The organism is Hymenobacter arcticus, assembly GCF_054779975.1.
Window position 1 is genome coordinate 1 of record NZ_BAAGXF010000034.1, and the last position, 11,839, is coordinate 11,839.

General features: G+C 62.7%; 14 protein-coding genes. 1 reads left to right on the forward strand and 13 read right to left on the reverse strand.

What is annotated here, in order from left to right; all coding sequences use genetic code 11:
• The 13 genes from ACYVGC_RS24695 to ACYVGC_RS24755 all read right to left on the reverse strand — a co-directional run.
• Window positions 1-240: phosphoketolase family protein (locus ACYVGC_RS24695; protein WP_460586517.1), on the reverse strand; the 240-nt coding region annotated here is incomplete at its 3' end.
• 133 nt (window positions 241-373) lie between these two features.
• Entirely contained in the window at window positions 374-670 is a 297-nt protein-coding gene (locus ACYVGC_RS24700; protein ID WP_460586518.1) for a hypothetical protein, read from the reverse strand.
• Window positions 671-844: 174 nt separating this feature from the next.
• Window positions 845-1,597 carry an SDR family NAD(P)-dependent oxidoreductase gene (locus ACYVGC_RS24705; RefSeq protein WP_460586519.1) on the reverse strand — a complete coding sequence of 251 codons (753 nt, stop codon included), beginning with the start codon at window positions 1,595-1,597 and terminating at the stop codon, window positions 845-847.
• Window positions 1,598-1,809: 212 nt separating this feature from the next.
• Window positions 1,810-2,142 carry a hypothetical protein gene (locus ACYVGC_RS24710; RefSeq protein WP_460586520.1) on the reverse strand — a complete coding sequence of 111 codons (333 nt, stop codon included), beginning with the start codon at window positions 2,140-2,142 and terminating at the stop codon, window positions 1,810-1,812.
• Window positions 2,143-2,239: 97 nt separating this feature from the next.
• Complete coding sequence (locus ACYVGC_RS24715; RefSeq protein WP_460586521.1) at window positions 2,240-3,082, reverse strand: universal stress protein; 843 nt, start codon at window positions 3,080-3,082, stop codon at window positions 2,240-2,242.
• Window positions 3,083-3,189: 107 nt separating this feature from the next.
• Window positions 3,190-3,432 carry a hypothetical protein gene (locus ACYVGC_RS24720; protein ID WP_460586522.1) on the reverse strand — a complete coding sequence of 81 codons (243 nt, stop codon included), beginning with the start codon at window positions 3,430-3,432 and terminating at the stop codon, window positions 3,190-3,192.
• A 9-nt stretch (window positions 3,433-3,441) separates the two neighbouring features.
• The gene (locus ACYVGC_RS24725; protein WP_460586523.1) at window positions 3,442-4,506 is read right to left on the reverse strand and encodes a BON domain-containing protein; all 1,065 of its coding nucleotides are present in this window, start codon (window positions 4,504-4,506) and stop codon (window positions 3,442-3,444) included.
• Complete coding sequence (locus ACYVGC_RS24730; RefSeq protein ID WP_460586524.1) at window positions 4,434-4,892, reverse strand: BON domain-containing protein; 459 nt, start codon at window positions 4,890-4,892, stop codon at window positions 4,434-4,436. The genes ACYVGC_RS24725 and ACYVGC_RS24730 overlap by 73 nt, the downstream gene beginning before the upstream one ends.
• A gap of 181 nt (window positions 4,893-5,073) precedes the next feature.
• Complete coding sequence (locus ACYVGC_RS24735) at window positions 5,074-5,466, reverse strand: hypothetical protein (protein WP_460586525.1); 393 nt, start codon at window positions 5,464-5,466, stop codon at window positions 5,074-5,076.
• Between the two features lie 426 nt (window positions 5,467-5,892).
• Window positions 5,893-6,513: a chemotaxis protein CheB gene (locus ACYVGC_RS24740; RefSeq protein ID WP_460586526.1), complete on the reverse strand. Its 621-nt coding sequence runs from the start codon at window positions 6,511-6,513 to the stop codon at window positions 5,893-5,895.
• 178 nt (window positions 6,514-6,691) lie between these two features.
• Window positions 6,692-8,161 carry a L,D-transpeptidase family protein gene (locus tag ACYVGC_RS24745; protein WP_460586527.1) on the reverse strand — a complete coding sequence of 490 codons (1,470 nt, stop codon included), beginning with the start codon at window positions 8,159-8,161 and terminating at the stop codon, window positions 6,692-6,694.
• A gap of 16 nt (window positions 8,162-8,177) precedes the next feature.
• Window positions 8,178-8,660 (reverse strand): BLUF domain-containing protein, encoded by a 483-nt coding sequence (locus ACYVGC_RS24750; RefSeq protein ID WP_460586528.1) that lies wholly within the window; start codon window positions 8,658-8,660, stop codon window positions 8,178-8,180.
• Between the two features lie 35 nt (window positions 8,661-8,695).
• Window positions 8,696-9,682: a 2-hydroxyacid dehydrogenase gene (locus ACYVGC_RS24755; RefSeq protein ID WP_460586529.1), complete on the reverse strand. Its 987-nt coding sequence runs from the start codon at window positions 9,680-9,682 to the stop codon at window positions 8,696-8,698.
• 422 nt (window positions 9,683-10,104) lie between these two features.
• Here ACYVGC_RS24755 and ACYVGC_RS24760 point away from each other — a divergent pair, with 422 nt between their 5' ends.
• Entirely contained in the window at window positions 10,105-10,926 is an 822-nt protein-coding gene (locus tag ACYVGC_RS24760; protein ID WP_460586530.1) for a universal stress protein, read from the forward strand.
• Window positions 10,927-11,839: the final 913 nt, after the last annotated feature.

The following is an 11,839-nucleotide window of genomic DNA, read 5'->3' on the forward strand; positions in this document are numbered from 1 at the left end:
GTTGAGGTGGGTGTAGATGAAGTTCTGGCCCGGCGTGGTGCCCCAGTGCCCCAGCAGCATCTTCTTGACGTGCGCCAATTGCAGCGGCTCGCGCAGCAACGGGTTGTCGCACAAGTATATCTGGCCCACCGAGAGGTAGTTGGCCGCTCGCCAGTAGGCATCGAGGCGCTGCAATGCTTCGGGGGGCAGCGGGGTGCGGGCGGGACGGGCGATGGGGGGCGCTAGCGTGGTGGCGGGCATGGAAATAGTTGAGTTAACCAGTTGAATTTTAAAATTTTAATTACCGCGCTGGCCCTAGAAATCACGCCCATAAGCGTCGCACCTAGCCCGCTACCCAAAAACGCCAGCCCAGCGCAACTGCGCGCACCCGGCCTCACGCGGCCAGGGTGCCGGGCCGCCGCAAGTGGCGCGGCGTGGCGGCGGGCTGGCCCAGCAGCTCGTGCAGCTTCAGCACCAGGCTCTCGACCGAGGCTTTGGTGGCGCGGCGCTGCTGCTTGTCGCGGGCGCGCTGCTCCTTGGCCAGCAGGCGGGCAAAGCTTTTGGCCAGCTTTTGCACGGTGCCGGCTACCTTTTTGTGCATCTGGCGGGTGTGCTTGGGGCTGAGGCCAAGCAGGTGGGCTTCGAGGCCGCTGGCTAATTCCAGCTCCAGGGTAGGTTCGGAAATTTTCATGGGAATTGGGGTTGGAGTGGGTGGGAAACAGAGTCGACTAGAATAGCCAGTCCGCCGGCGCGAGCTGGCCGACCGGTTGTCGTTGAAGGGCGTCAGGCAGTCGTTGAAAAACCGCGGGCTTCGCAACGACAACCGGTCGGCCGGCTCGCGCCGGCCGACCAGAACAAAACCACCCTACCGGGCCAGGTACCCGCCATCAACGGGGTAGTAGCTGCCCGTCACAAACGAGGCTTTGTCCGAACTGAGCCAGATGACCAGTTCGGCCACTTCCTCGGCCAGGCCCAGACGGCCGATGGGGTGCAGCGCCACCAGCCCGGCCTTGGTTTCGGCGCTGAAGCCCTTGAGCAGCGGCGTGTCGATGTAGCCGGGGCCCACGGCGTTGATGCGGATGCCCTGCGCGGCGTATTCCTGGGCGGCGGTTTGGGTGAGGCCGATGACGCCGTGCTTAGCCGTGACGTAGCCCGCCAGCGTGGGCGTGCCCACCTGCCCCAGAATGGATGACATGTTGATAATCGACCCACTCCCCTGCTTCAGCATCACCTCCAGCTCGTATTTCAGGCAGAAGAACACGCTGTTAAGATTCACGTTGATAATGCGTTGCCAGCCCTCCAGCGAGTAGTCGGCGGTCAAACTCAGCTCGCCCGTGATGCCAGCATTGTTGCAGGCTATGTCGAGGGTGCCGAAGGCAGCCACGGTTTCCTGCACCAGCTGGTGGCACTGGGCGGGGTCGGCCACGTCGGCCTTGTAAAACCGGGCCTCGGCCCCGGCGGCTTCCAGCCGGGCCACTACCTGCCGGCCTTGTTCCTCGTCGATATCCGACACCATCACCTTGGCCCCGTGCTGCCCGTAGAGCAGCGCCACGGCCCGGCCAATGCCCGAAGCACCCCCAGTGACGAGGGCAGTTTTTCCTTGCAAATCCTTGTCCATTAACCAGTTGTTTTAGGCGGCACAAGCCCCACCCGGCCCCATTGAGGGTAGGCAGCCGGCCAAGCATAAAGGTCTGGGGGCGGGCGGGGTAAGGCCCTGACAACAATTGGTTGATTACCTGATTTTTGTCAGGTTAACCCAGGCTGCTGCTTGCAGCCGGCGCGTAGCACGAAAGACATTTTACTAGCAATTACCTGACTGTCAACTAGTTATTAAATATAAGTTTCAGCCAGGCAAAACTCTGGTTGCTCCACCGAGTCGTCGGCTAGGCGCGCACCGAGTTGGGCCAGGGTAACGGGGGCCGGCAGCAGCACTTTCTGGCCCAGTTGCCAGTTGAGGGGCCGCGACACGTGGTGCTCGTCCACGTATTGCAGGGCCTGGAGGGCGCGCAGCAGCTCGTCGAGGTTGCAGCCCACGCTCATGGGGTAGTACAGCACGAGGTGGATTTTGTGGCTGGGGTCAATAAAAAACACGGCCCGCACGGCGGCCGTGTCACTCTCCGCGGGCTGGAACCTAAGGGGGGCCAGTAGTGATAATATCCTCAAAATCGGAGACTTGCGTTCCGATACCGGGCGGGTAATGGGCAGGTTGGATGGTACCCATTTATTTAGCAGAAAAAGCTGAAAAGAACTAGCCAAAACCCTACTCTGCCGCCGGCAGCAGCAGCACCGGCACCGCGGTGTGGCGCAGCACCGCGGCCGCCACGCTGCGGTGAAACACCTCACCCCAGAAGCTGCGCGGCCGGGTAATGAGCACCAGCATATCGGCCTGCGTATCGGTCAGGGCCTGCAAAATACCGGGGGCCGGGGCCGCATCGGTCACCTCATACAAGTCCAGCGGGGTGGCGGGCGGCAGCAGCTTGCTGGCCTGCACATCGGCCAGGGCCAGGTGGCTGGAGCGGGCCGCCGCGCCGGGGTCGGGCAGGATGTGGGTTACCGTGTAAGTGGCTGCCCACGAGCCCAGTAGCTCACTCAGGTTACGCGAAGCCGCCGTTAGAGTAAAGGGCTCGCCATCAACGGCCACCAGCACCCGGCGCGGCACCTGCGGGGGCCCCGCCGTAGCCAGCGTAGCGGCGGGCACCAGCAGCACCGGCCGCCCGGTGGCCCGCAGCACGGGCAGCACCTGGCTGCGCAGCAGCTCATCGAGCACCCCCCGCCCGGGGCCCAGGCCCATGGCCAGCAGCAGCGGGCGGCAGCGGCGCACGGCGGCCACATCGTCTTCCAGCAGCCCGGTGGCTTCTAGCACCTCGGTGGGCACGGGTAGGCGGCTGGCTAGGGCACGCAGGGCAGCCAGGGTTTCGGCCTCGTTGCGGTCGAGCTGCTCCACTACTTCGCATACCAACGCTGGCTCGAGCAAATTGGGGTAGAGGTAGCAGTGCAGCAGCGCCAGGCGCAGGCCCAGCGGGTGGCCCAGGGTGGCGGCGTAGCGCGCCGTGTGGGCCGCGGCCTCCGGCAAATTAGCCAGTACCAGGATGGAAGGATTCATAGCTCAGAAAGAAACAGCGGATAAAAGTTAGTGCGCTGCACAGCAAGCAGTTGCTTAAAGGAACGCCTCAACCCTGCGCCAAACAGCCGGCTGCGCCCCGGCCAGGGCTAACCGGGGCTGGCGGCCGGCGCTTCGCCCCGCCCCGGCTCGTCCTGGCCGGGGTTGCTGGCCCCCGGCGGCCGGGGGGCTGGTAGCTCCGGCGCGGAGTAGTCGGCCCCCCAGCCGTCGGGGGTCATGGTGGCATCGGCTTCCTGGGCAATGCGCAGGGCGGCCGGGCTCACCCGGCCCGCAGCGGGGCGACTGGCAGGGTACAGCGAGCCGGCCCGGCCGGCATGGGTGGGAGAACGCATACCCTTGATTTAAAGCAATTTGGAAGCGGCCAGAAATATCTCGTTGGTCACGCGCTGCGCGCCGGCCTCGTAGGCGTCGAAGGCGGCCTGCTCGCGGTCGAGCCAGGTATCGACGGTGCCGGTGAGGGTCACGCGGCCGTTTTCGACCAGCACCGCCACGTCCTGGTTGTGCAGGCTGGCCGACCAGAAGTACAGCGTGCGGATGCGCTCGGCCAGGGCAAAGTCCGAATTGGGATGGGCGGTGGGGTGCAGCGCACCGGGGTACCAGGCGGCGGGCGGCCCGGCAAAGCCCGTGCTGCCCTGCACGCGCACGTCGTTTTCAACTTCAGCCACGCCGTTGACCCCGCTGGCTACCTCGGCGGCCTGGGCCTGCTCGAAGTGGCTGCCCACCTGCCCGTGCAGGTGGGCGCGGCCGTTCAGCACGCGCACTTCAAACCCGAAAATGCCCACGAAGGGGTCGCGGGCCAACGCATCGAGCACGGACTGCCGCACCACCGCATCGGGCGTGAACCAGCGGGTGCGCACCTTCAGCAGGTTGTGCACGCTCCACACGCCCACCACGTGGCGGGCGTCGCGCTCGGCACTCTGCTTGGCGCGCAGGCTGCTCACCTCGCCGGTTAGCGTAACTACCCCATTCTGAACCACTACCACCGGCTGGTACGAGAGCACGCGGGGGTCGTAGCGGAAGGTATCGAGCACGGCCTGGGCAATGGCCTCGTCGCTGCGCTGGGCAAATTTTTCGCGCCGCAAATTGCTGCTGATGGCCCAGTAGGCCACAAACAGGTCGCGGGCATCCACGCGGGTAGCGCCGGCCTGGTAGGCCACGGCCACCACCTGCGCCCGCTCGGCGGCGGTGCCCACCGTGCCGCTCAGGTGCACCACCCGGTCGTTGGTGCGCACGTCTACCTCGTTGCTGAACACGCGGATATCCCACTCCAGCAGCTCGCGGATTTGGGTGCTGATTTCCTCGTCCGAGTTTTGGATTTCACCCCAGCGGATGGTCAGTCGGCTACGAGGCGGCGCACGCCCCGCACGCCCCGTAGCACGCGCAGCACCAGCTGCTGCTCGGCCCACGACTGCACCACGCCGGTGGGCGTCACCACGCCGTCGGCCACGCGGCAAGCCACGTTGTAGTCGGTGGTGGCGGGGTCGGCGGCCAGGGCCTGGGTCACGTGGTGATGCAGCTCGTCGTTTGGCACATCGGGCGTACTGATAATTAGCTCATTAACTACCCCGCGCACACCGCGCAAAGCCAGGGCGATTTCCTCGGCCCGCTCGGCGGCCAGCAGGTTGTCAGTGATACCCGTCAGCTTCACAATGCCGCCGTGAGTGGCCACGTCGATGAGGTGCGCGGGCACGCCCTTTTTGGTCAGGAAAAACAGCTCGATGGCCGCCGTAATCTCGGCATCCGTCAGGTGGTCGGTAGCGGTGGGCAGAGCGAAGGTTTCCAGGGTTTCCATGGGCCGGGGGGAAAAGTTGAAGACGGGAACAGGCTCCAAAAGTCCGCCCTGCCGCCCGGCAATACCTTGATGATTACGGCCTGATTAGCTGATATTTATCAGGTAGCCCCCGTAGCAGCCCCTGGCCAGCTGGCCGCGCGCCCGCACGCGCGCTAGTTCGGAGTCGCGGCCCGCGCACTGGCTAGTTGGGGCGGGGCACTTTTCGACCGTTGGCCGTTAGCGTAACAGTGCGGCTGAAGGCAGTTTCGCAGGTAGCTATCTCGTAGGTGAGGCCCCCGGTCCGGGCATTGGTCACCTCTATGGCGCGGCAGAAGATGCGGGTGGGGTAATACGTAGCCAGAACGTACTTTATGGGAAGTGATAACGTAGTGAGCGCCACATCCTGGCCCACGGCCTCCACATCGCCGTTGCTGTTAAACCTGACCAGCCGGCGGACCTGGCCCTGGGTATAGCTGGCCTGGTACCAGGCCTGAAACCGGCGCCAGCTCACCTGCCGGGCCCGCGGGTACTGCCGAAACATGGCCCCATAGGCTAGCGGCGGCACGGTTTCTACGGCTATGGCCTGCGCATGCACGGGGTGGCCTGGTACCAGCGCCGCCCAAAATACTCCCAGACACTGCCTGGCTACCCAGGCGAGGAGCTTTGCCCCGCGCCGCGCTGTCGGGTAGCCCAGTGGCCGCGTTTCCGCTTTCGGCGCTACCACGGCTGGGGGGTAGGTGCGGGTGCCGGGCTGCCCTCTGGGGCCACGGTGGCTGGCGGCAGCCGGCTACCCAGCGCAGCAACGACTATTTTTAGGAAAGGAAGTAGCATGAAGGGCGCAAACAAGCCATCCAAAAGTAGGCACCTCCGCCCACCCCTTTCCTGACAAAACCCACCCCCGGAGCATGAGATTTGTCAGGTGCCGTCCCGGCAGCCCATGTGCTGGCCACCTGGGCGTTAGCCAGTGCTGCGGGCCTACTAGATGCTTACCAGCAAGTAGCTACCTCAGCAACTGACACACTTAACGTCTGGTAATCAGTGCCGAAGAATTTTTCCTGGGTATAGTCAGGCGCACAAGCAAGGGCCCCAGCTGGGTTAGCGGCACGATATAGTCGGGCGTTACCAGGGCCAGGGCGTGGGTGGGCATATCCGGCTGCTCGGCATCACGCGGGTCCTGCACAATGGTGAGGCCACCGTGCTGCTGCACCAGCCGCAGCCCCAGGGCGCCATCGCTCAGGTAACCCGTGAGCACTACCCCAATCACATGGGGCCCATACGCACGGGCCGCCGAGCAAAACAGCGCGTCGATGGCGGGCCGAAATCCGTTTTCCTTCGGGCCTTGCGTCACCACTACCCGGCTGCCGGCCAGCAGCAGTTGGTGGTCGGGCGAAGCCACGTACAGCACGCCGGGCCTGATAAGCTCCCCGTTTTGCGGGTGCCTGGCCGGCAGCTTCGCCACGGCGCTGAGTAGCTGCGGCAGCAGGCAGGGCAAGTCGGCCCCCAGGTGCTGCACCATAAAAATGGGGGCCGGAAAATTGGCCGGCAGCGTTTTGGCCAGGGCCAACAAGGCCGTAACGCCCCCCGCCGACGCCCCAATGACGACCACGTGCTGGTAGTAACAGGCGTTTCGGGGTGAGCGCATGGCCATCGCGGTTGCTTGCCGGCCTTGGTGCCGGGTCAGGGGTAAGCGTGAAAAACGGGCGCTGTTTTCTGGTAGCAGGCCCCGGGCACCCGGGCTCCGGTGCGCTGGCACGGTACAGAATCCACGAGCATCCTATTTTATCAACTACTTAATTATCAATAAATTATTCACTAATCAACTACGGCTTTGGGCCAAACAATCCCCGTCGTATCGTTTCGTCGCGGTGGTAGGTATCGGGCAGAAAGCGTAGGTGGCCGCCCTCGGCCGTGCAGGTGGCGTAGCGCACAAACAGCGGCATGGGGCGGCGCAGCTGCACGTTGTGGGGGCGGGGCTGGCGGGCGCACGCGGCTTCGCTGGGTAGCTGCACCGGCTGGCCGCCCCGGCGCAACAGGTAGGCCGCCAGCTCAAAGGGTTTTTCCAGGCGAATGCAGCCGTGGCTCAGGGCGCGGTAGGGCTGGGCAAATACCTGGCGCTCCGGCGTATCGTGCACGTACACCGCGTACGGATTAGCAAAGCGGAACACAATGTTGCCCAGCGCATTATCACAGCCCGCCGACTGGCGAATGGTGTAGGAAAAACTCTGGGCCGTGACCCGCGCCCAGTTGATACTACGCGCATCGAGCAGGCGGCCGCGCGCATCGTAGAGCGCGTAGTTGTGGCGGGCCAAGTAGCTGTCATCGCGCTGGAGGCGGGGCAGCATTTCGCGGGTGGCAATGGAGCGGGGCACGTGCCAGTCGGGGGCCAGCGTGAAGTGGTCGATGGCGCTGCTGAGGGTGGGCGTGGGCGTAGCGGGCTTGCCCACCACCACCCGGTAGCGGCGCAGCACCGAGTCGTGGGCCACCACCAGCAGCTCGCAGGCCGTAATGTTAACTAGCAGGTAATCAGACTCGGGCGGCAGCGCATCCCAGCGCCAGCGCTCCAGGGTGGCGGCCACCTGCTCGTAGCGGGCCTGCCGCCGCGCCGCCGAATTGGGGGCAGTGGGCAGCGCCAGCCACTGCGCCAGGGTCTGCTGCAACTGGCGGTATTCGCGGTTGGTGGGCTGGCCGGCCAGCATGGTAGCGGGCACCGCGTGGCTGGCCAGCGCCGCGCGCAACCGGGCCACCGGCTGCCCGGCTAGCCCAGCGGCCTGCTCTCGGCCAGAAGCCGTGTAGCGGTGCAGCCGGCCGCGGCCAACGTCGCGCATAAAGCTGAATACTGCATCGCTGAGGTACACGTCGAAGCGCGCTTGCTGAAGCGGGCGGCGGGCCAGCTCAGCGGGCTGGGCCAGCGAATCGCGCAGCCCCAGCAGGCGCTCGCGGCCGTAGTCCGCCCTGCGCAGGCCGTGCGCGGGAGCCTGCGCCAGCAGCGCCAGGGCCGCCGTTGCATCGGGGCCGAGGCTGTCATTGGCCAGCCAGGTGGGCACCCCGGCAGGGCCATAAAAAGCCCGCACCTGCGCGCCGGCTTGCAGCCCCAGCTGCGCATCGGCCCGGGAAGCGCCGCCGGCCGTAACCGTATCCAGTAGCGCCCGAATTACGGCGCCTACTGGTCTATCTACCTGCACCTTAGCAACTATCGGCGGCCCCGCCTGCGGGGGCATAGCGCCGCACTGCGCGGCCAGCAGTAAGCCAACGCAGCAGCCTAGGGTGCGAATGTCAGCAAAGAGCACCACGGGCGAAAGGGGACTATTAAGGATAGTAAGGGCGGGTGAATTGGCTGTCCAGCGGATGCGCTGGCACCATTTCGGCGGGCCGCTGGGCTACAAATTCTTCCAGCAGCGCCAGCAATTGGGGGCGGGGGTAGGGCTGGTGGGTAAGCCCCAGGCCATCAGCCGGCGCTTCGCCCAGCAGCGTGCGCAGGTCGTGGGGCTGGGCCAGGCGGCAGCCCATCGTCCAGCCACCAAAGCTGCGCTGGGCGCACGGCCCCTCCCCTATCACTTGGCAGTGAAAATGGCGCGTGTCGGACAGAATAACGTGGTAGTACAGGTGCCGCACGGCCGTTTGAGGGCCTTCCAGCACTTGTAAAAACCGGCCGTCGACCGTGTGCAGCAGCACGCCCGAAATGTTCTGCGTTTGGTTGTGCTCCCGGCCCTGCCGCAGCAGGGCGGCAAGTTCGGGCTCCCCGAACTCGCCCAGGGCCTGGCTCTGATAAATGAGGTGATAAAGGTCCACGAAGCAGAAAGGATGGATGCAGAAAGAAGCCGGCCCTACAACTCGTGCGGCGCGGGCTGGCCCGTGGCCCAGGCGTCGAAGCTGGCCACAGCGGTAGCGGCAATGGCGGCCAATGCCTCGCGGGTGAGGTAGCCTTGGTGCGCTGTCACCAGCACGTTAGGGTAAGCAAGCAGCTTGGCAAACGTGTGGTCGCGCAGCGGGTCACGGGTGTGGTCGGCAAAAAACAGGCCTTTCTCGGCCTCGTACACATCGAGGCCCAGGTAGCCGAGCCGACCGCTATCGAGGGCGCGCAGTGCGGCGGCTGTATCAAGCACACCACCGCGGCCGGTATTGAGGAGCATCGCGCCGGGCCGCAACTGGCCCAGCACCTGGTCGTCGAACAGGTGCCGGGTTTCGGCCGTCAGGGGCGTGTGCAGGCTGATAATGTCGGCCCGGGCGCACAGTTCGGGTAGGGTCACGTACTCCAGGTCATAGCGCTGGGCGAGTTCTTTATTCGGCTGCACATCTTCGCCCAGCAGCCGGCAGCCGAAGCCGTGCAAAATACCCGCTAGCACGGCCCCAATGCGTCCCAAACCCACGATACCCACCGTTTTGCCGTGCAACTCAAAACCAATGAGCCTGTCGAGGCAAAAGTCATTGGCGCGCAGCTGCTGGTCGGCCTGGCGCAGGTGGCGGGCCAAAGCCAGCATGAGTGCCACAGTGTGCTCAGCAATAGCGTGGGGTGAGTAGTCGGGCACATGGGCCACGCGTAGCCCCAGCCGGTGGGCGGCGGGCAAGTCTACCTGGTCGGTGCCGGCGGCGCGTACCAGCACGTAGCGCACGCCGTGCGCCACCAGCTGCGCCAACACGGGGGCCGACAGGTCATCGGCCCCAAACACGCTGACAGCCAGCGCCCCCTGCGCCAGCGGTGCGGTCTGGTCGGTGAGCGCCGCCTCGTAAAACTGCACCTGATGCCGGCCCGCATTGGCCCATTCCAGAAAAGGGCGCTCAAAAGCTAAAGTACTAAAAACAGTAACTTTCATGGTCATAATACAAGGTTAATTAACAGTTAAACAGCAACTTCCCTGCGCGTATACCGGTACCTAACTTGTAGAACACAGTGAAGCACCTTCGGGTCGGGCTGCCCCTTACAGAGCGCAGGAGGCTATTTATCGAGCTTCAGTAGCTCGTATCCTGTCAACTGGCAGTGCCGCCGCCTATAGGGTAAGCGTGGCGGGCAACAGGCGCAGCTAGTTGGGCATAAAGATGATAAGTCGAAAGGCATTCCGGCCTATCCACTTGAAAACCAATAGCTACTCAAGGCGCCCGGAAGGCTGCAAGGTTCCATTAGCAAACCACGCCGACCCATGATTAAAATCAGGTAGTGGGGCTGACATATAGCATGGCTGGGGGACGGCAGTGCCTGGTTCTTTGTCAGTAGTTTCCAACTTATCCTGCTTGCTACATGGCCCTCTCGCTGCTGGTGCTAACCGACTTTTTCCAACCCGCCGACCATGCCCTTGCCTACGCCGACGCGCTAGCCGGGGCCATCGGCGCGAAACTGGTATTGCTGCACGTGCGCCGCAACTCAGTACTAGACCCCGAGCATCTTACTGGCCGCGTCGATACACTCAGCCAAGAGGCCATCGACCTCGCCCTTACCAGCCTTACCCGGCAGCTCTCCGCACCTGTGGTGGCCGAAGTAGCGCACGGCCAGGTAGCCGATGCCGTGGCCGAAGCGCTGCGCCGATACCAGCCCGCCTTAATAGTACTTGGCCACCGCAACACCGATAGCATGGCCGACGAGCTGGTATCCACTGCCGCGCTGGATATTCTGCGCATCGCTCCGCAGCCCATGCTGGTGGTACCCGTCCACGCCAAGCCCATCATTCCGCAGCGGTTATTGCTAGCACTTGATGATGAAGCGTTTAGCCTAGGAACGCACGCAGTTCTAATTCGGCACCTGCTTGACGCGTTGCGTGCGGAATTAACCGTGCTGCACGTCAGCTCCGACGAAGCGAGCGCAGCAGCTGGCATGGACGCCGCCCGCGAAGCGCTTGAGCGCACGGGCCTCACCCTCGACCTGACCACCCCCTTACGCACTCAAAACTTAGTGCATGCCACGCCGGGTGGTGGCATATTGAAGGCAATAGCAGGCGGCGGTTTCGATTGGGCAGTGCTAGTAGCGCGCCCCCGCAGCTTCCTGGGCAAACTGTTTCACCGCAGCGTCACGTCTCACGTACTGCTGCATAGTACAATACCCGTGCTTGTACTACCGGCTACATAACGGCGCACGGGGTAGTTTTAGCCTAATAAGAAGCAGAGTTTAAATTACGGCACATGTCAATATATTTGACACCTAAACATAAGCACTATTGCCCTAATCCCTTCACCAATGAATCCTGCTAAGTGTTTCGTGCAGCAGATTTAATTATTAAATACTTACTATACATGATATATTTGCTGAGTCACAACCTAGTGGCTGTAAAGAACCATATCTACGCAAACATCTCGACAATATTTGCAGCAGTGACATTACTATTCGGCTGTTGACCACAAATGGCAACCTATTATGACGCGAGGCAGGAGCGAGCCAAAACTTTTATAGCTCGCCTACTAGGTTGACAATCTAGCTGCGCACTATCGGCCTTAATCGCATTTGCCTATCCGCCCACTTTCTGATGGACACGACCAGTTTTTATTACGCTCGCTGTAGAGCGAATTAGCTGGACTTTGTTAATGTTACCAACACCCTGCGGCTTCAATTCTAGTCAATCTTAAAAAGAAACTGCGGTCTAAGTTGGAATGACAAAAATACATCAGATGACCAAGCATCTAGTAACTATGGCGTGTAAGAATTCTGCTAAAATATTATTCATTACTCCACGACGCATGTTCTATCGTCATCTACTTTGATAATTACCACTTATTTCTGCTGGGTGATGTCTGGTTGTAAATAGCCTCGCAACCCATCTGGCTGAATAAATTCAGTCGGATTATCAAACAAAACTATAATTATCCTGAATTTTATTAAGCGGGGTCATGAAATTTATGACCGAATTTGTAGCTAAGTATGGCTTAATAGTATGATTTACAGCAAGATTTCTAATTCTCTTAAAAACGCAAGAGCCCTCCTGCTAATCGCTGATGAAAGCGAAACAGGAGGGCTCACGTGTAAAGTTGGCGGCGACCGACTCTCC